At 56.7% G+C, this 20,408-nt stretch carries 14 protein-coding genes; all 14 read left to right on the top strand.

From position 1 onward, the window contains the following. Positions 1-14 precede the first annotated feature (14 nt). The 14 genes from tssM to AC0Z5Z_RS02235 all read left to right on the top strand — a co-directional run bounded on the left by tssM (position 15) and on the right by AC0Z5Z_RS02235 (position 20,404). A complete protein-coding gene (gene tssM / locus AC0Z5Z_RS02300) occupies positions 15-3,554 on the top strand; it encodes a type VI secretion system membrane subunit TssM (RefSeq protein WP_485610645.1) in 3,540 nt (1,179 codons plus the stop codon). Next, a complete protein-coding gene (locus tag AC0Z5Z_RS02295) occupies positions 3,554-4,282 on the top strand; it encodes a PP2C family protein-serine/threonine phosphatase (protein ID WP_041476618.1) in 729 nt (242 codons plus the stop codon). Before tssM ends, AC0Z5Z_RS02295 begins: the two co-directional genes overlap by 1 nt. After that, a complete protein-coding gene (locus AC0Z5Z_RS02290; RefSeq protein WP_150742890.1) occupies positions 4,279-5,280 on the top strand; it encodes a serine/threonine-protein kinase in 1,002 nt (333 codons plus the stop codon). The genes AC0Z5Z_RS02295 and AC0Z5Z_RS02290 overlap by 4 nt, the downstream gene beginning before the upstream one ends. A 28-nt stretch (positions 5,281-5,308) precedes the next feature. After that, on the top strand, positions 5,309-7,345 hold the full coding sequence (locus AC0Z5Z_RS02285) for a type VI secretion system Vgr family protein (protein WP_485610644.1): 2,037 nt from the start codon (positions 5,309-5,311) through the stop codon (positions 7,343-7,345). 10 nt (positions 7,346-7,355) lie between these two features. Further along, positions 7,356-8,369 carry an SEL1-like repeat protein gene (locus tag AC0Z5Z_RS02280; protein ID WP_485610643.1) on the top strand — a complete coding sequence of 338 codons (1,014 nt, stop codon included), beginning with the start codon at positions 7,356-7,358 and terminating at the stop codon, positions 8,367-8,369. Between the two features lie 15 nt (positions 8,370-8,384). Further along, positions 8,385-11,441: a glycoside hydrolase family 19 protein gene (locus AC0Z5Z_RS02275; RefSeq protein ID WP_225926699.1), complete on the top strand. Its 3,057-nt coding sequence runs from the start codon at positions 8,385-8,387 to the stop codon at positions 11,439-11,441. Beyond that, positions 11,422-12,132, top strand: coding sequence for a hypothetical protein (locus tag AC0Z5Z_RS02270; RefSeq protein WP_217864852.1), 711 nt, complete (start codon positions 11,422-11,424; stop codon positions 12,130-12,132). Before AC0Z5Z_RS02275 ends, AC0Z5Z_RS02270 begins: the two co-directional genes overlap by 20 nt. 142 nt (positions 12,133-12,274) lie before the next feature. Then, on the top strand, positions 12,275-12,850 hold the full coding sequence (locus AC0Z5Z_RS02265; protein WP_252882875.1) for a hypothetical protein: 576 nt from the start codon (positions 12,275-12,277) through the stop codon (positions 12,848-12,850). Positions 12,851-13,065: 215 nt separating this feature from the next. Further along, positions 13,066-13,815 carry a lysozyme inhibitor LprI family protein gene (locus AC0Z5Z_RS02260; protein ID WP_252882874.1) on the top strand — a complete coding sequence of 250 codons (750 nt, stop codon included), beginning with the start codon at positions 13,066-13,068 and terminating at the stop codon, positions 13,813-13,815. 181 nt (positions 13,816-13,996) lie between these two features. Then, entirely contained in the window at positions 13,997-15,361 is a 1,365-nt protein-coding gene (locus tag AC0Z5Z_RS02255) for a lysozyme inhibitor LprI family protein (RefSeq protein WP_252883906.1), read from the top strand. Positions 15,362-15,501: 140 nt separating this feature from the next. Beyond that, positions 15,502-16,896, top strand: a complete 1,395-nt coding sequence (locus tag AC0Z5Z_RS02250) for a TIGR01777 family oxidoreductase (RefSeq protein WP_252882873.1) — start codon at positions 15,502-15,504, stop codon at positions 16,894-16,896. Between the two features lie 9 nt (positions 16,897-16,905). Then, positions 16,906-19,356: an alpha/beta fold hydrolase gene (locus tag AC0Z5Z_RS02245; RefSeq protein WP_252882872.1), complete on the top strand. Its 2,451-nt coding sequence runs from the start codon at positions 16,906-16,908 to the stop codon at positions 19,354-19,356. Beyond that, on the top strand, positions 19,353-19,862 hold the full coding sequence (locus tag AC0Z5Z_RS02240; protein ID WP_150742898.1) for a hypothetical protein: 510 nt from the start codon (positions 19,353-19,355) through the stop codon (positions 19,860-19,862). Before AC0Z5Z_RS02245 ends, AC0Z5Z_RS02240 begins: the two co-directional genes overlap by 4 nt. Positions 19,863-19,948: 86 nt before the next feature. Further along, entirely contained in the window at positions 19,949-20,404 is a 456-nt protein-coding gene (locus AC0Z5Z_RS02235) for a hypothetical protein (RefSeq protein WP_150742969.1), read from the top strand. The last annotated feature ends 4 nt before the right edge of the window (positions 20,405-20,408 follow it).

Here is a 20,408-nt window from a genome sequence, read left to right as displayed (position 1 = left end):
AACAGGGACGTGTGATGAAAAAGTTTTTCAAGAAAGTCGGCGCCTTCCTGCGCCAGACCTGGGTCTGGACTCTGCTGCTGGTGCTGTTCGTGGCGCTGCTGGTGTGGTTCGTCGGCCCGTTGTTGGCGGTCGATGATTACAAGTTCTGGGAAAGCGCGACCTCGCGCCTGCTGACCATCAGCGTGCTGTTCCTGATCTGGGGCCTGACCATGGTCTTCGTCAGCTGGCGCGCGGGTATCCGCAAGAAAGCCGAGGAAGAAAGCGAGGACGGTCAGGACCGCATTCGCCGCGAAGAGCTGATCGACGAAGAACAGAAAGAGTTGAAGGCGCGGTTCAAGGACGCGCTGAAAACCCTGAAGACGTCGAGCCTGTATCGCGGTCGCAGCGAGCGCTGGCGCAGTGACTTGCCGTGGTACCTGCTGATCGGTCCGCAGGCCTCCGGCAAGACCAGCCTGCTGGACTTTTCCGGTCTGGAATTTCCGATCAACAAGATCGACCGCAAGCTGACCCGCGACACCCTCGGCACCCGTCATTGCGACTGGTATTTCGCCGATCACGGTGTACTGATCGACACCGCCGGGCGTTACACCACTCAACCGGACGCCGAAGTCGACGGCAACGCCTGGACAACCCTGCTGGAGCTGCTGCGCAAGCGTCGTCGCGGTCGTCCGTTGAACGGCGTGCTGGTGACCATTCCGGTGGAAACCCTCACCGGCGGTAGCGAGCAGGACATCGAGACACTCGCGCGGCAGGTGCGCAGCCGTTTGCAGGACGTGCATCAGAAGCTGCACGTCGACGTGCCGGTGTATCTGGTCCTGAGCAAGGCTGACAAGCTGCTCGGCTTCGACGAGTTCTTCGACCAACTGACCCGCGAAGAAAGCGATCAGGTGCTCGGCACCAGTTTCCGCAAGGATCAGGTCGGCACCGACGTCACGGTCCTGCGCAACGAGTTCGAAGAGCTGCTGCGCCGCCTGAACAGCCAAGTGATCATGCGCATGCACTCCGAGCGCGACACTCAGCGCCGTGGCCGCATCCTCGACTTCCCGCATCAGCTCGGGCAGATCGGCGAGCGCCTGTGCCTGTTCGTCGACATGGCGTTCACCGGCAACCGCTATCAGCGCGCCACGCAACTGCGCGGTTTCTACCTGACCAGCGCGCCGCACCTGACCCAGGAAATGGATACGACCACCGCCGGCATCGGCGCCAGCCTGGGCATGAACGCCGGCGTGCTGCCGACTCTGCGCAGCGGTCGTTCGCGATTCATCCACCACTTGCTCAGCCAAGTGATTTTCCCCGAGGCCGATCTGGCCGGTCTGGACAAGCGCGAGCGCAGCCGCATTCATTGGGGCCAGCGTGCGCTGTACGTCGGCGCACTGGCAGCACTGGCACTGTTCGGCATGCTCTGGGCCGGTGGTTTTTCGGCCAACTACGAGCGTCTGGAAAACCTGCGCACGCTGGCACAGAACTGGACCCAGCAACGTTCGGCCGTAACGCCGCGCGATGACGCCATGGGTGTGCTGAAAGTTCTCGACACCAGCTACGCCGCGACCCAGGTGTTCCCGAGTAAGGGCGACGTCTCTTACCACGAGCGTGGCGGCCTGTATCAAGGCGAAGAGATCAACCCGGTGGTGAAAACCGCCTACGAGCGTGAGCTTGAAGCGCAGTTGCTGCCACGGGTGGCGACCATGCTCGAAGGGCAGATCCGCGCCAACATGAAGGACCGCGATCGGCTGCTCAACAGCCTGCGCGCGTACCTGATGCTGAACATGAAGGATCGTCGCGACGCGGCGTGGCTCAAGGACTGGGTCGCCACTGACTGGTCGCAGCGCTACACCGGTAACACTGCGGTGCAGAATGGTCTGAACACGCACCTTGAGCGCTTGCTCAAGCAGCCGTTCATCTACCCGCTGAACGATCAACTGGTGACGCAGGCGCGTCAGGTCCTGCGCAGCGAATCGTTGGCCAACGTGGTTTACCGCATGCTCCGCGAGCAGGCGCGCAACCTGCCGGACTACCGCTTCAGCCAACACCTCGGCCCGCAGGGCTCGCTGTTCATCGGCACTGAATACGTGATCCCGGGTTTCTACACCCAGCAGGGTTATCAGCAGTATTTCTCGGTGCAGGGCGCCGCGCTGGTCACCGATATCCTGCGTGACAACTGGGTCTTGGGCGAAGGCGCGGGCATCAGCGACATGGACTTGCGTCGCCTGATGGTCGAGCTCGAGCAGCTGTACTTCCGCGACTACGCCAACTACTGGAGCGAAGCCGTTGGCCAGGTCGCACTGCCACCGATCAGCGACGCTGGCGAAGGCGCCGAGCAACTGGCGGGCCTGACTTCGGCCAATTCGCCGGTCCTCGCGCTGCTCACCGAAGTGCGTGAAAACACCCGCTTCGAAGCCGCGGCTGATCCGGTCGATGAAGCCGGCGAAGCCGCCGATGCGCTGGCCGGGCAGAAAGGCAAACTGGGCAAGGTCGGCAAACTCGCCGCCGCTGCCGCCGACAAGGCTTCGGCGCTGAACGTGGCGAAGAACCTGCCGGACACCGCGAAGAAATCCCTGCAACGCCGCTTCGAACCGCTGCATCGTCTGCTCGACGACAACAACGGCCCGGGCGCTGATCTGACGCCAGCGTTCAGCGCGCTCAACGACCTGCAACTGCAACTGGCCGGTCTGGCCCGTTCCAGCACGCCGGAGCAAGCCGCGTTCGAGATGGCCAAGACGCGCATGAGCGGCCAGCGTGATGCGCTGACCAACCTGCGCAATGCCTCCGGTCGTCTGCCACGTCCCCTGAGCGTGTGGTTCAACGTGCTGGCCGAAGACTCATGGCGCCTGGTGCTCAACGATGCCTACCAATACCTGAACGGCCGTTATCAGAACGAGCTGTACAGCGTGTATGGCAAAACCATCAGCAAGCGCTATCCGTTCAGCGCCAGCAGCACCAGCGACGTGGCGATCAGCGACTTCCGCGAGTTCTTCCGTGCTCAAGGTACCGTCGACCGCTTCTTCGACAGCTACATGCGTCCGTTCGTCAGCGGCGATCCGGGCAACTACCGCATGCGCAGCGTCGACGGTCACAGCCTGCCGGTATCGAAGGTCTACCTCGATCAGATGGCGGCGGCGCAGACCATTCGCCAGAGCTTCTTCTCGATCAACCCGGCCGAGCCGACCGTGCAGTTCAAGCTCGAGCCGTACACCCTCGATCCGGCGGTCAGCCGTTCCGAATTCAAGTTCGGCGACAAGACCATGGAATACCGTCACGGCCCGATCCTGCCAATGACCTTCAAGTGGCCGACCGATGCTGAAGACGGTCGCACCAGCCTGGTCATGGACAAGATGGCCGGGCGTCCGATCGGTATCGAGAAGAACTCCGGCCCATGGTCGCTGTTCCGTCTGTTCGACCTGATGCAGACCGAGTACCTGAACGGTCGTGACGTGCTGGTACTGAAAGCCGACGTGGGCGGCCTGCGCGCCAACTACCTGCTGACCAGCCAGCGCACGCCGAACCCGTTCGACATGGGCGTACTGCGCACCTTCCGTATGCCGGTGCAGCTCTGATGCTGGTGGCCAGTCCCTGGCGCAGCGCGGCGCGTACCGACCCGGGCAAGGTGCGGGCGCGCAACGAAGATGCCTTCCTCGATTCCCCGCAGCATGGGCTGTGGGTGGTCGCGGACGGCATGGGCGGTCATCAGGGTGGCGACATCGCCAGCCAGTTGATCGTCGCCAGCCTGGCTGAGTTGCCGCAACACGAGGACTTCGACGAACGCCTCAAAGCCATCCGCCAGTGCCTGCACTGGTTGAACCGGCGCTTGGGGCAGGAGTTGACCGTCACTGCCGGACGCCACGACAGCATCATGGGCAGCACCGTCGTCGCGCTGCTGGTGGAAGGCAATCGCGCGGCCTGCATCTGGGCCGGCGACAGCCGTTGCTACATGTGGCGCGGGCAGCGGCTGTATCAGCTGTCCAAGGACCATTCGCTGCAACAGCAACTGATCGACGAGCAGCAAATGAGCGTCGAACAGGCGGCAGCGCACCCGGCGGCTCAGGCACTCACCCGAGCCGTCGGCGCCGCCGACACACTGACCCTGGATGTGCTGGAACTCGAGGTCTATCCGGGCGATGTGTTTTTGCTCTGCAGCGATGGTTTGTATCAGGGCCTGAGCAGCGATGCCCTCGGCAACGCCCTCAGCCTCAGCGCGCCGCACGTGGCGCTGGAACGTTTGTTCGACGGCGCCCTGCGTGGCGCTGCGCGGGACAACCTGACTGCCGTGGTGATCCGCCAATGAGTGAACTCGAATCGCCCATCGATGACCTGCTGATCAGCGAAGAGCAGGCCAACAATCTGACCTACTTCGCCTTCGCGAAGGGCAACCAGGCCGAACCGTTGCTGGCGCCGACCAAGGCCAGCATCGGTGCGCTGCCAGATGTACTCGCCGGTCGCTACCACCTCGAGCGTCTGCTCGGGGCCGGTGGCATGGGCGCCGTTTACCGGGCGCGGGATCTGCTGCATGAGCAGTTCGGCGATCCCGACCCTTACGTTGCGCTGAAAATCCTCAGCGAAGAATTTGCCGAATCGCCGGACGCCAGTGCCTTGCTCTACAGCGAGTTCGCCCTGACCCGACGCCTGCGCCACGACAACGTCGTGCGTGCACACACCTTTGAAGTCGACACCGACTGCCAGCGGGCCTTTATCACCATGGAATACATGCGTGGCCTGACCCTGGACAAATTGCTCTGCGAACGGCCCCTCGGCCTACCGTGGAAAGAACTGCGCGACATCGTCCTGCCGCTGCTCGACACGTTGGCCTACGCCCACGGTCGCGGCGTGCTGCACGGTGACCTGAAACCGAGCAACGTCATGCTCAGCGAAGACGGCCTGCGCCTGTTCGACTTCGGTCTGGGGCAGGCAGAGGAGGGCATCTTGCCCGGCCTGCCACACCTGAGCCGCGAGCGCTTCAACGCCTGGACCCCGGGCTACGCCGCCCCCGAACTGCTTGAGGGCCAACCGTTGTCGGCCAGCGCGGACGTATACGGCGTGGCCTGCGTGATCTATGAACTGGCGGGCGGCAAACACCCGTTCCGCCGCTTGCCCTCGACCCAGGCCCGCGACGAGCATCTGGAGCGCGAGCTGCGCGCCCCAGCGAATTTACCCCAGCACGGCTGGCAAGCGCTGCGAACCGCGCTGAGCTTCAACCCGGCAGAACGCACCATCACTGCCCAACAATTGCGTGACGCCTTGGGCGCCACTTCGTCCTGGCTGCAACGTCTGCGACTTCGGGCGTAACGGATGACATTCGAACAGGGAGCACACGATGTTCAACTCAGCTAACGAAACCCACTTCAGCCTCAAGGTCGAAGACTACGTCGGCGACCTGCAAGTGCTGTCCTTCACCGGCACCGAAGGCATCAGCCAGGCGTATCGCTTCGACCTCGAACTGGTCAGCGAAAACCCCGATCTGGACCTTGAACAACTGCTGCACAAGCAGGCGTTTCTGGCATTCGATCCACAGGGCTCGGGCATTCACGGGCAGATCTACCGCGTCGCCCAGGGCGATGCCGGCAAGCGCCTGACCCGCTACAAAGTCTCGATCGTGCCGCAACTGCAATACCTGCATCACCGCACCAACCAGCGTATCTACCAGCAGATGTCCGCGCCGAAAATCATTGCGCTGATCCTCGAAGAGCACGGCATCAAGAGCAACGCCTACAGCTTCCAGCTTAGCCAGCCGTGCCCGGATCGCGACTACTGCGTGCAGTACGACGAAACCGACCTGCATTTCGTCCAGCGTCTGTGCGAAGAAGAGGGCATTCACTACCACTTCCAGCACAGCGAAAAAGCCCACCTGCTGGTCTTCGGCGACGACCAGACCGTGTTCCAGAATCTCGGTCAGCCGACTGCGTACGTGCAGGGTAGCGGCATGGTCGCCGACGAGCCGGTGATCAAAGCCTTCAAACTGCGTCTGGAAACCCGCACCACGCGCACCACGCGCCGCGACTACGATTTCGAAAAACCGCGCCTGCGAATGGAAGCCGCATACAAACCGGACGGCGACAGCACTGAGCCGGATCTCGAAGATTACGACTATCCGGGCCGCTTCATCGACCGCGCGCGCGGCAAGTTCCTCAGCCAGCGCGCCCTCGAACGCCACCGCGCCGACTACCGCCAGGCCGAAGGTCGTGGCGATCAGACAAAACTGGTCAGCGGTCACTTCATGGAAATGTCCGACCACCCGCGCAGCGAGTGGAACGACCTGTGGCTGCTCACCGAAATCTTCCACGAAGGCAAGCAGCCGCAAGTCCTCGAAGAAGGCGTGACCAGCGACACCACCGACAACAAGGACGACTTCCACCAGGGCTACCGCAACACCTTCCTCGCCACCCCGTGGGACGTGTTCTACCGCCCGGCCCTCGAACACCCCAAACCACGCGTGCTCGGCAGCCAGACCGCCATGGTCACCGGCCCCAAAGGCGAAGAAATCCACTGCGACCAATACGGCCGCATCAAAGTGCAATTCCACTGGGACCGCGAAGGCCTGGCCGACGACAAAACCAGCTGCTGGCTACGCGTCTCCAGCTCCTGGGCCGGCGACCGCTACGGCGCTATCAGCATCCCGCGCATCGGCATGGAAGTCCTCGTCACCTTCCTCGAAGGCGACCCCGACCAACCGCTTGTCACCGGCTGCCTGTACCACAAGGAAAACCCGGTGCCGTACGCACTGCCGGCGAACAAGACTCGCAGCGTGTTCAAAACGCTTAGCTCCCCAGGTGGCGGTGGGTATAACGAACTGCGCATTGAAGACAAAAAAGGCGCGGAGCAGATCTACATTCATGCGCAGCGCGATTGGGATGAAAACGTAGAGCATGATCAGAAGATTCGGGTCGGGAATGAACGCCACGACACGGTGGTGAAGAACACCTACACCGAGCTGAAGGCTGAAGAACACCGCACCACTATCAGCGACCGCAAGATTGAAGCGAAGCTGGATGATCATCTGACGGTTGGGCAGAACCAGCATGTGAAGTTGGGGACTGCGCAGCTCACCAGTGTGGGGAAAGAGATTCACCTCAAGGCTGGGGACAAGATTGTTATCGAGGCGGGGACGGAGCTGACCATTCTTGGGGGAGGGAGCTTTATCAAGCTGGATGGCGGTGGGGTTACGGTGGTTGGGCCGGTGATCAAGATCAATGCCGGTGGCTCGGCTGGCTCCGGCACGGGGATCGGGATTAAACCGCCGGTGCTGCCGGGGGCGGCGGATAAGGATAAGGCGGGGAGTTTGATGGATCAGGCGTTGGCGAATTCGCCGCCTGAGAAGGTTAAGCCGAAGGCTTTTTTTGTGTTTTCTGAGTGATGAGTTCGTGATGAGAAAGAACAACCGAGTGCGTCAATTCAAGCTGAAATGTCTGGCGCTGCTGGCGTTCGGGGCGTGTTCAGGAGCCTTTGCTGCGCAATCGAGCACAGTGCAATGCCCGAGTGATAACTTCGCAGATTTCGTAAAAGAATTCTCGGCCAAGCCGGAGGTGCAGCAAGCGTTTATTGCCTCGCCCGTGATCGAGCAGACGGTAGCCGTCACCGACTCGAAGCCGCGAGTGTTGGAGCGGAAGTCGAAGGTGTTAGACCTCCAGTCGCTAGTGATGCTTGCTCCGGACAGCATCGCGAAGTCTGAGTTGAGCATGCAAGTCCAGTTGCCAAACCAAGTGATTGTTCGCGATCACAACGGTGAAGTGCTGAAGATCTTTGTTTTCAAACATAACGACTGCTGGGTATTGACCCGTATTGAAGACTGGTCGCTTGAGGCAGTACTTGATGCTCAATACCCGAAGTTAAAAAACTCGTCGGGTCAGCGCGCATTAAAAAGAGGGGCATTGTATAACCAGCTGGGTATTGATACCGACTCATCTTCTGCCAGCCAGTTGTACATTTCCGCTCTGAATAGTTACTTGAATGGGGCAGATCAAGGCTCAGCAGAGGCGGCCTTCGCAGCGGCGGGGATCAGCCTTTCAGGTCAAGCACCACGGTTGGAAAATGGAAAGATCCTTCAGCTCCTGGAATCAGCTGCCATAAACGTGCCTGAAGCAGGGGTCGCCCTTGCCGATTTCTATTGCGACGAAGGCAATTACGAAGAGACACGAGCCTGTGTCAGTCCAGAAAAATCATTGGGCGCTCTTGTGAACTCTGCCCGGCTCGGCTCCCCGGATGCACTGATTCAACTAGGAGGCGCCTATGAGGCCGGCGCCATCGTCTCTGGTGATTTGCCCCGGGCGATGGCCTGTTATCAAGAGGCCGACAAGAAAGGCAATGAGGCAGGTGCAAGAGGCGTTGAACGACTAAGCACCCAAGGCATTACCGCAAATAATTCAATTCATTGCCTTTAAAGCAGGATGCTATCGATGAGCACAGGACTACTCGAGCAGCGGGTCAACTACCCCAGCAGCGGATACGAATACGGTTACGGTAAGGGTGGAACTGCGGACGAAGACAGTGACGGCCGGAAGGAAATCGATTGTTCTCACTTACTCAATCTCATGCTCGGTGATGCGGGGTACAACATTCCGTACCGCACCACACGCCAACTCGCGACAGACACCACGCACTTCGAAGTCATACCCCTCAACAGTGTTCAGCCGGGTGATATTGCGCTTTGGACAGGAATGCACCATACCGGTGTGATCGAGGATATGGACGTCCACCGGACCAAGGGTAACTTCTTCGGCTCACAGAGCTCGACTGGGCCGAAGTCCGCAAAGTACGGTGCCGGTAGCGGTTACTGGCCGATGCCTGACAAGTACTTGCGGCCGAAAGCAGAGTACAAAAGCGGTGCGCAACCGGCGCCTGCTCCCGCGCCTGCACCGACCCCTGCTCCAGCGGGGTCGCCGCTCATGAGTTTCCAATACCCATTCAGAAAGGCGGATGGGAAGCAGTTTGAGAGTGCCGATGAAATATATAAGGCGTTAGAAAAAGAAACTTCGGGTCACTATCTCCTCGGCAGTAATAAGTTCTGGCATGGTGGCATTCATATCAGCAATGCCAGCGCTCCCCAGTGCATCTTGAACGAACCGATCCGCTGCATGGCCGACGGCGAGGTGGTGGCCTATCGACTTAACGAAGACTATCTGGAGTCGACGTTCGGTGATAACGAGAAAAAACTGAAGTATTCCAACTCGTTCTGTCTGGTACGGCATGAGTACAAATCTGCGCCGAATCCGGAGGAAGGGCCTAATAAGGGCAAACAAAACAAGCTGACCTTTTTCAGTCTTTACATGCATTTGCTTCCCTTCAAACGTTACCCCTTGTCCGATAACGAAAGACCCAAAACAAAAGTAACCATGAAGGTTAGTGACTTCAAGGCTTACGATGATTTTCCCGCAACCAGTAGTGTTGAGAATGTAGGGAAATTAGTCGCCGGTACGAAGCTCGAGATCTTAGAGCAGAAGGATGTAGTTAACCTCACCTACGCCAAAGGAAAGATCTTGTCGGGTAGTGTGAAGAAAAATTCGCATAAGGTGAGGGAAGTCGGGCAAGAAGTCTGGTTCGTCTATCTGAAAGATGGAGAGCCCTACAAAAACTCCAAACCTGCTCGTATATGGCTGGAAGACCCGATCCCGGAGCGATCCAAGCCCAAATATTGGCAAGGTAAGGTGAAGGGTACTGCAGTCAAAAAGCTGGATCTCTATCAGGACCCCGCTTCACCGCAGAATGGTCAGCCTGCTGGCGCGAAAATGGGGACGATGCAGCTTACACAGGGCAGTATTGTAGAATTCGAAAGCAAGGACGTTTTGAACCTCAATGTCTCTGGTTCGACTCGCAGTATGGCGAAATGTACCAGCAGTGGTAGCTTGGCTGGGGCGGGCAACCTCCCTCCCAGCTTCTGGGCAATTGTAGAAAATGAGTTCGTTGCCTGGGAGGTAATCCCTGCTAGTTTTGATTCGGTAGAGCCAGCCAATAGCGGGATCAAGGCTGGTGACCCGATAGGATATCTAGGATTGACTGAAAACCTGACTGGCGAAGATGGAGGCGTCGCGAGTAAGCACCAAGTTCATGTTGAAATTTTTACCGCTGAGGCTGATGTTCAAGATTTTCTGAAGAATACGGCTGGGTTGAAGGTCGGCAAGCAGTACTTGTATTTGCCCGCTGAAAGTGAATTAAAGAAAAAATCTCCTGTAACTGGCAGTTCAGTGTTGAAGCTAGAGCACTCGGTTGATTTGAACATTGCACCTATTATTAAAGAAGGTAATGATGAGTATTATGAAATCACCGTTGCCGAAAAAGAGGGGGCAGTCAGCGGGCTGGTAAAAAAAGCAGGCGCGCAGATTATCACGCAACACGACTGGGAAAAGCTTGGTTTCAAGATTGTAGAGGAAACCAATGCAGCAGCGGATGGGTTTCTTGATCATAAGGATATGCCTCAGTTCTTTCAGGATCTTTTTAATAAGGTCGATAAAAGCGGCAATGGTGAAGTCGAACCGGATGAATTGACTGACGCTTTGAAAAATCCTGATACGAGAATGCAGTGGTCAAAATTGGTAGCCCATCATCCGACCGAATGGAAAGACAAGGCAGATGCACCTAAGTGGAGCAAACTGGATACAGAGCTGGTACATTCGCCCAAAACTCTAAAGCATGAAAAAGAAAGAATAAATAACTATGTTTTTTGGGATGAGTTGAGAGCAAAAGCTTCCATAAGTACCGGCATGATTTGGCATTTTCACCCTGTTGAATTCATTGCGAACGCCAAAGCGCAAAGCTCTATGATTATTACTTTGGCGATGCTTAAGGCGGTTTTCAAAAGTGCTGATGATTCCTCCCAATTGCAGCTTTTAGCGGATGAATTAAATCCAAGGCTTTCAGAGTATAAACTCGATACCCCTCTACGGTTAAGTCATTTTTTTGCACAAGTGCGCGTCGAGGTTGGCGATAGCTATGCTCTTGTGGAGTCGCTTAAATACCGGCCTCAAGTGTTGATTGATAAATTTGTTTATTTCAGAAACAGGCCAGACGAAGCTGATCTGTATGGGTTTAAACCTAATGTGCAAAGTGCGAATCAAGTTGAAATCGCCAACAGAGCATATAATGGAATTACTGGAAACTCTGATCTAGGTAATGGGAATATTGCAAGTGGAGATGGTTGGAAATATCGAGGTCGTGGTCTGAAACAGTTAACTGGGCGATACAACTACAATGATTTTACTAATAAGTACCCAGGGCTTTGGCCTGGTGAAAATTTGAATTTTATAAATAATCCAGCTTTATTGGAGCAGCCAAAGTATGCTGCTAGGTCAGCAGTCTATTTTTGGTTAAAAAATGAGCTGTATAATATTGCGGATAAGGGAGACTCTGGATCCTTTGTTAATGATATTACGAAAGTCATAAATCTGTACACGAGTAGTTATGCTGAGCGTCGAGCTCAATTTACAAGGATATGGGAAAATGAAAAAATTTTTAGATAGTTTGTTTTTGGGCTTATTTATTTTTTGCTTCGCTGCTAGGGTCAGTGCAGGGGATTATCTTGTCATTAATGCTGATGTGACGGGGGATGGGCAAGCAGACGTTATAAAGTTGTCCGAGGGCGGGCCTGATTTTTATGATCTCGTGGTCACTTCTGGCGGAAAAGATGTTCTTGAAAATAACAGTCTTGTACCAACGAAAAAAATGAACAATAGCGGGGGGCTGGATGTATCGCATGGTCTATCTGTAATAGACGGAAATTTGGTAATTCAGTATCACTTCTGTGAGCCATCAACCAGTGTTTGCTACAGCAGAAATGTTGTGGGCACTTATAAGGATGGAAGCTTTTTGTTTTCTCGTGAAGAAGTTGTCGCTTCAGCTGAAAAAACGATAACGCGTGACGTTTTTTACCAACGCCCTGCCACGCCTCTGAGTGATCTAACCTATCAAAAGTTTCTCGAGAACGATGGCGATGCAAAGAAGTTATTTTCTTCTGCGTTTGGCACGTGTGTTCAAGAGCTAGGAGGGGATTCTCTGATGAAAATCTCTGATGAGTTGGAGAAAGAAAGTCCCGCGGAGTGGGTCCGGAACACTGGTTGTGTGACACCTGCTTTGGTATTCAGTTTACAGGGTCAAGGATTGCTCACTATGGAAGCTGCTTTGCGGTATGTCAGCTCCTTAGCTATTAAGTGAAGCTTATTTAACTGTTGCAGGGGAATGGGAACAGACCACGGTTTGAGTAATTACCCACAAAACGTGGTCTGTCCCATTTTTCCCTTTTTTCTGTCCCCTTTTTTCTTAAGCTCCCAGATCTGTTTAAGGCGAGGAGACAGTGATGAAGGTTTGGTTGATTATTTTGGTTCTTTCAATTTCGTCGGTTTCGTTCGCTAATGAAGCGAATGTGAAGTCGTCGGTCATATTTGCAGATATCAATGCGTGCAAATTTAAAATGAATAATTTGTACGGAGGTGATTATGTGGTGGATAAGGAAGAAGTGCCTGCGCTCTTATTTTATTCGAAGATTATTAAGCCTAATTCTAGGCGGCCGATAGAAGTCGATTTGAAATTACGATGTGTGGATCCCGCCGATGCCCAAACTTTTGCTAACTTTTCGGGTGGGAAAATGACTGACAAAGGATGGGTAATGAGTTTGGATCCAGATGTTGAGGCTGACACGTCCATGCATAATACTTTTTATGTATTAAAAGGGAAGAACTGGGAAGGTCCCGCGATATCTCAGGATGTTACAAATGGTGAAGAAGAGGATCGAACGCGTGGGTTTGGATTCTGCATCCCCCATGGATCTGCTGCACTTTGTGGAGGTGGAAGTGTGGCCTACTTGAATGATCTAAATGGTTCTGCGTTGAAGGAGGTTATTAAGATGGTTGAAACTATTGAGTTTGTTGAGTGAGGCTCTAAGGTAGAGGAAGGATTTGTTTTCATCTGAATTTTTTAATAATCAAAGGGGACGAATCAAAGTGGACGGATTTATTGGTTGCGTTCGATCGCTTTGAATTTGGTTGAGAACTTAAATAGATCTGGCCCGTTTTTCGGTTCTGACTCTATCTTCTGTCGCAGGCCCGTTCAGAATTGAACGGATCACTGAGTTTTTACGGACGCCAAGGAATGCAGATTTTCAGATTCAGCCTCATTTTTTTACTTTCAATACTGTCGCCTGTGGTCATGGCTGAGGGCACGATGATTGCCACCATCCTTCAGGCCGACTTTTCCAAGGATCCGGAAGTCCGGTTGCTTGTCAGAGTCGTTGATGTGGGTGGCGGTTCGGATACCCCTTCCATGGCGGTTCGTACTCAATGCCTGGAGAGGAAGGCGTTCGCAGAACGTCCTGGGCCGGATCCGTGCTTTTCGATAGAGATCACTGAGAGCAATAAGCAACGGGCCATTGTTCGGCAAACGCTATTGAATGATCCTCAGCGCACAACCGACCCTATCTATTTGGAAATTGTTTATCGCTCAGAGGTCAGCGAAAGCGATCCGACGAATCACCATCAGCGATCCGCCACACTGAAGATCGAAGAAAACGGCCTCTACAATTGGAACAATGAGAGCGAACAGGCATTGGCGGACGTTGAGTGGTTTCCCTCGGGAAATGGCGTTCTTGATCTGATGGTTCCTGACGCGGATGCATTGTTGAATTCTGTATTTCGGGATCGTATGAGTCGGCTGGACGAAAGCGGTCAGAAAGCACTGAGAGAAACTCAAAGAGCCTGGATGAAATTTCGAGATGCGGAGTGCCAGGCCGACCCGAAATTGCATAAATCAGTTTTCGGTGAGTGGTCCGATGCCTGCCTAATTCGCGCGACGATAGAGCGTACTCGCCAATTGGCTTTGGCACCGGACAAAAGCAGACATTGAAAAGGACCAAAACCGGTGTGTTCGAAGAGTGGTAGCCGGACTGCGGCGATGGCTTCGTTAACCTGCGCGTCGACAAAAAACGCAAAGCGTTGCTCAGCACTTACTGGGAAATGAACATACCCAAGCAATGCATCACCCGATTCACCAAACGCAAAACCTGAATGACTCAAAGATGAACACAGTGAACCGTTTTGTTTTAACCCTGCTGGCCGTAATGCTGCCGGCTTCAGCTGCCTATGCGCAGGACGACTGCAGCCAAGTCACCTCAAGTCTGGAAATGGTGCCGTGCTCGGAGGCGGCGAAGAAGGCTGCCGATACGCAGTTGAATGTCAGCTACAAGCAACTGATGTCGCGGCTTGAGTCTGACTATCGGGCAAATCCGGCGTTGGGTGCGGAGTACGCGGCGAAGGTTAAAGAGTCGCAACGTGCGTGGCTGAAATTGCGCGATGCGAATTGTCCGTTGGAGGCATTCGAAATCGAGACTGGGATGTCAGCGCATGTGTTTGCCGTTAACTCGTGTATCGCCAGAATGAGTCGCGAGCGCTCGGCGTATCTGGAGAAGATCGCCCCTGCTCTTGCATTCGACAAGAGCGCTTCGACGGCACCGACCAATGACGCTTGCCCCTCGGAGGAGTTCGCTCCTTTCCTGACAGCGTTTTCCGCCAACAGCGAATCACAACGTCGGCTCACTGCGATGACGGTCAAGTCGCTGGTGTTGAAACCGGTAGCGGGGAAGGATCGAAGTACCTTCGAGCCTTCGACCTCGGGTGTCAGTGGAACAACCTTCACCTATCCGCTGATGGCTGCAATCACACCCGGCAAGACACCTGGAGTCGAGATCGAAGAGGTCGATGACAGTCACGTCAACGTTGTGGACAAACGGGCGGGCAACAGCAATATCAAGATTTTCAACTTCTCTCGTCAGGCGTGCTGGGTGCTTGAGGGGATTGAGGATTGGTCGATCAGCGAAAAGGATCTTGTCGCAACGGATAACCCGGGAATGAGCCGCGCCGAAAACTTTTGTTATCAGCGTGCAGAAGCGTTGGGTGGGCTGGGGTCTCTTGAGCAATACCGGCTGACTGCGGAGCTGATTGAAGCGTCGCTGGAAAATTTTGTGTGTGCTGCAGAGTCAGGTGATGCACAGGCCAGCCTGTCGGCGGCGAGCCTGAGTCTTTCGCAAATGGCATCTCAGTTGGAAACCCCTAAGGTTGAGGCTTTGTTCAAAGCGGCTTCGAAAATACCAAAGGGTGCGATGGGCTATGCGACGTTTCTTTGTTCGGGAAACTCCACTGACTATAACGGCCCTTGCCTTCATCCCAAGCAGGCAGAAGAGCAGGTTATTCGAGCGATTATCATGGGCTCTACGGACGCGATGAATTACCTGGCCTCTACCTTTGAGGGTGGGGAGTTGGGAACGAAGGATATATCTCGAGCGTTAGCCTGTTATCAAATGGCGGCTGACAAAGGTGATCAGCTGGGCCTCTTCAACGTGGGGCGATTGGGATCGTCAGCCACGGCGCCGATCAAAGCCAGCCACTGCATTTGAATTTCGAGGGGCTGTTTGAAGCGGTTTTTGCAAAAGTTTTGTCTGAATCCCTCACGCTAAAACGTTTAACGCTTGAGCATCTGACTCCCCCGATTTTCCTTTAAACTCCCCACCCCCAAGGAACGCGCTCAGGACACGGAATGCCAGCCTCTTCTTCCTCGCTTCGCCCAGCGTTGGTGCTTTGGCTATATGCCGCTGCGATCACGCACATCCTCGCCGGTTTTACCCTGACCTGGGCCGGTGACTCCGGCGTGCTCGATGGCTACCTGCAAGTCCTCGAACTGTCGTTCTGGGGCGCCGATGCCGTACCTGCTGCCGGCCACGAACAACAAGTCTGGTGGCTCGCGCTGTTCGGCGCGACGCTGCAAAGTTATTCGCTGTATATGCTCGCATTGGTGCATCTGGGCAATCGCCTCAAGGTGCCGGCAGTCTGGGGATGGTTGATCGCCGGCATCCTGTTATGGGCGCCGCAGGACATGTGGCTCTCGGCGCAACAGCAGGTCTGGTCGCACGTGTGGCTTGATGGATTTGCGTTGCTGGTGTTGTTGCCGCCGCTATTTTGGCTGTATCGGCATGACCGCCGAAAGGCTTCTTCAGTAAAGGCACCGAGCCAATCCAACCCGTTTGCCGATGGCGCCTACAAGCGAGTGCTAATCACCGGCGGCACCGGGTTCATCGGTGAAGCCTTGGTCAATCAATTACTCGACGCCGGCCACTCGGTCAGCATACTGACGCGCGATCCGTTGAACGCGGCCAATCTATTCAATGGCCGCGTCCGCTGTGTGCATTCGCTCAGCGAACTCAGCCACGACGACACCTTCGACGTAGTGATCAATCTCGCCGGCGCGCCTGTCGCCGGCCCACGCTGGACTCCCAAGCGTCAGGCACAACTGCTCGCCAGCCGAGTCGGCACCACCGAAGCGTTGATGACCTGGCTGAAGAACACCAAGCAGAAACCCTCGCTATGGATTCAAGCCTCGGCCATCGGTTTCTACGGCGTGCGCGATGCCAGCGAAAGCCTCGACGAACACGCCAGCAAGGGCGACGGCTTCATGGCCGAACTCTGCGCGCGTTGGGAAGCCGCCGCGCAACCGGCCACCGAGTTTGGCGTGCGTCAGGTAGTGCTGCGTCTCGGCGTGGTGTTCGGCCCCGGCGGTGCGTTGACGCCGTTGCTGCTGCCATTCCGCCTGGGTTTCGGCGGGCGCATGGGTGACGGTCGGCAGATCATGAGCTGGGTGCATCGCGACGATGTGCTTCAGGTGATCGCGCGGGCTTTCAACGACGAAAATCTGCGTGGCACCTACAACATGGTCGCGCCCGAGACGGTCAGTCAGGCAGCGTTTGCCGAGCAGGCCGGCAAGGTCCTCAAGCGTCCGGTGTGGTTGCACATTCCCGCCGCGCCAGTGCGTGCAATGGCGGGGGAGATGGCGCAGTTGTTTTTCGACGGTCAGCGCGTGGTGCCGCAGCGTTTGACCGAGGCCGGCTACACATTCCGTTATCCAACTCTCGACGCCGCTCTGCGCGATCTGACCTGAGGATCGCTCATGAGCAAGCCGTTGATGTACCTGCTGGCCGGCAACGGCAGCGCCGCTGATTGGTGGGACGATGCGCTGCCGCACTTTCAGCGCTACGACTTGGTGCCACTGGAGTTGCCGGGCTTCGGCGCCAATCCGCAACCGCCCTGCGAGGATCTGGCGGACTACGCGCAAACCTTGCTGGCGATGACGAAGCAGGGCAGCGCGATCATGGCGGTCGGGGTCAACGCGTTGCTGGTGCTGCACGCGTTGCAACGTCGGCCCGGGCACTTTTCGCGTAGTGTTCTGTTGGCGCCGGTTGGGGCGTTTTTGTGGCAGCGTCGCTTGCCGGCATTAATGTCGCCGCTGCCGATCCGCAAGACCATCCACTGGCTGCTGTCGAACAAACCCACGCTGTTCGCGCGCAAGTTCTCTAACCAGACCTGGACGCCCGCGCAGTACCAGCGCATGGGCGCCGGCTATGCGCGCTGCCGTGCGTTTGTGCCGCACTGGGATCTGATTCGCGCCGACACCGCGTTGCCGCTGCTGGAGTGGATCACCGATCCGGTCGAGGTGGTTTGGGGCGATCAGGACGCTGTGCTCGGTATCGAGCAAGCGGCAGCGTGGTCGGCGATTCTCGCCCGCGCAGATCTGACCATCAGCCTGAAACCCGGTTGGGGCCATTACCCGTGGATCGACTCGCCCGCCGAATTCGCCGAGTGGCTGGAGTCGGGCGAGCGCGGGTTTGTCGCCCACACCAAGGGCGGGCGTTTGCGCCTGGCCGAACTGGCGCGGCAAGCGGTGCCGGCGGCGCTGACGCTCAACGATTGCAGCGATCCGCGTCTGCCGGCATTTCTCGCCGCCCAACCTGATGTGACCTGGGCGGTGCGCTCCTCCAGTTACGGTGAGGATCAGGCCGATTCGGCGAATGCCGGTTTGAGCACCACCTATCTGCGCGAGCCGACCGCCAACGTGCCGAAACGCATCGCCGAACTGACGGCCGAAGGCGTCGAGGAAGTGGTGGTGCAGCGCTTCATCACGCCGGTCGTTTCCGGCATCGCGTTCGTGCGCCATCTCTCGGTAGAACTTGAGTGGGTTGAAGGCCATCTCGAATCGCTGGCCGACGGTCACGTCAGCCCTTCGCGAGCAACGCTTTCGCGGCTCGGCGATGCGTGGCGAAGCGGCACGTTCACGCCGTCCCATGGATTGACCGAAGACCTGCTCTGGCGCTTTCTGCAAGACGTGTTGCGCGTGTTCCATTACGTGCCCGGCGACGTCGAATGGGCCTGGGATGGCTCGCAACTCTGGCTGCTGCAATACCGGCCGATCAGCGACTACGGCTGGCGCCGACACCTGACTGCCGCCAACATCGCCGAGATCCTGCCGCCGCAACCGAGCGTTTTTGTGGAGTACGCCCAGCGCCGGGCAGCGGCAAGTATCCCGGCGATCATGGCGCGTTGGGATGCGCGGGTGTTGCAGGACAACGAGCCGTTCACCGCCGTGTTCGGCGGCGCTTCCTACATCAACAACGACCTGTTCCTCGCCCGGCTGGCCGACTGGGGCATCAGCGCCGATAACTACGCTGGTGAAGTCGGTGGTGCGACGCCGCATTTGCCGTGGCAGCCACTGAAGATGTTGCGTTCGTTGCCGCTGTTTTTGCGCATGCAACGCAAGGCTCGCAGCCATTTGCTGAGCCTTGAAAATGGCTTGCAGCGCTTTGATCGGGAGCTGGCCGAACTCTTCGCCCAGAGTGCCAATGGCCAACAACTTGCGGACTGGTTCACCCGGTTTTACGTGTTCGTGGTGCAAGGCAATCTGTGCATCGCCACGGCGCTGGCCAGCAGTGGCGGCGACTGGCTGGGCCGCCCGCCGACCGCGTACGACAACCTCCAAAACAGCCCGCATCGATTGCCGTGGGAAACCGATCCCGCTACGCCTCGACCTACGGCGACTGAGCTGCCGTTACAAGCATTCCCGCAATGGTCAGGGCTGATCCGCCTAGCGCATTCGACCGGCCTGCCGGGCCTACGCGGTTACTACCTGCAAGTACGCGAGTGGTATCGCGACAACCTGATGCGCATCTTCTTCCGCCTGCACCACGCGATGCCGCTGTCGGATCGCGAGCACTGGTTTGCACCGCATCCCGATGTTCGCACCCGAGACGGCAGCTTCTGGCAGGACGGTCGCGAAGGTGCGGAGCAGGCCACCGGGTTCATGATTTATCCGGGGCAAGTGCAGGGCATTCTGGGCGAGGATATTTTGCTCGAAGACACACTCGATCCCGGGCGGCATGCACACTACCAAACCGCGCGGGCGGTGATTGCGCGAATGGGCGGGCGCTTGTCGCATGGTTCGACGTTGCTACGCGAATTGCGCAAGCCGTCGGCGGTGATGCCGCAGGTTGATCCGGCGTGGGTGGGGTGTGAGGTGTTGTATCGGGATGGTGAGTTGGAATTGATCAATTCGAAGGATACGAAGTGAAACGATTGCTGGTGTTATGTGTGAGCTGGTTGCCGATAGCGGTTATGGCGGCAGATGTTTGCAATCAGGAAGCTGACTCAAAATATTTCTTATCGCAATGGTCGCAGAGCAGTGAACATCCGGAAGACATACTTTCCAGTCTCGATGGAAAAGAATTTTCTATCGATCCGGGCCACGTGGTTTTTCGCGGCGATCTAAATGGCGATGGCATCGAAGACTTCATCTTCAATTCCCGCGTCGGCATTGGCTCATCAATGGATAGCACATTCGCCTTCCTGATCCAGTGCCGTGGTTATTTGAGGTATTCGGGCGGCGGTTACTTCGCCGGGGTCAAAGTTCTGGACGGCCCAGCCAAGGGGGGAGGTGAGTTCAAGGACATCGAGATCTACTCCTACATCAGGGACAAGCGCGGGCGGATTCGCTACAAGGGTGAAAAGGCCATGACCCGGCCACATCTGTGGCAATTCGACCCGCAGACACAGCGTTACGAAGGGCAGGCTGAGTAAGCCGACGGTCCCCGCTGCATTTACGGAGTTACTACGTGAAAGGATTTTCGGTTCTTCTCGGCAGCTTGATATTGGCTGCCGCGTCCATGGCATTCGCTGCCGATCCAACCTTCAAGGATTACACCGTCACGCCAGTTTTCACCGGCCCCAACCATAAGCTGGTGCCCCAAGAAAACAGCAGCCCAATGATGGATCAGGCACGGGTGCAAGCCCTGAAAGGCAAGGTCAACTTCGCCGGCCATTACATCCTTCGTAGGCTCGGCTGTGGCGGTAGCGCTATATGCGGCGAAGTGCTGGACGCCCAGACCGGTGAAGTGGTTGGCGGTCTGCCGAATGCTTACGACGGCAGCACGTTCGGCATGGTTTACCAGCCCGACAGCCGTTTGATCATCGTGTCCGGCATCACGCTCGACGGCGAAGAAGATGCGCAGGGGAATGCTTTGGAAAGCGGCAACCGGGACCGTTACTACGAATTTGTGAACAACGAATTCCGGCTGCTGAGCATGACCGACGTGGAATCGTCGCCGATGGATGAGGAGTGAGTGG

It is taken from the genome of Pseudomonas sp. 1L-E-NC-VB-C3 (genome assembly GCF_057291535.1).
Note: the sequence above shows the minus strand (reverse complement) of the source record. Positions and strands in the feature narration are given on the sequence as shown.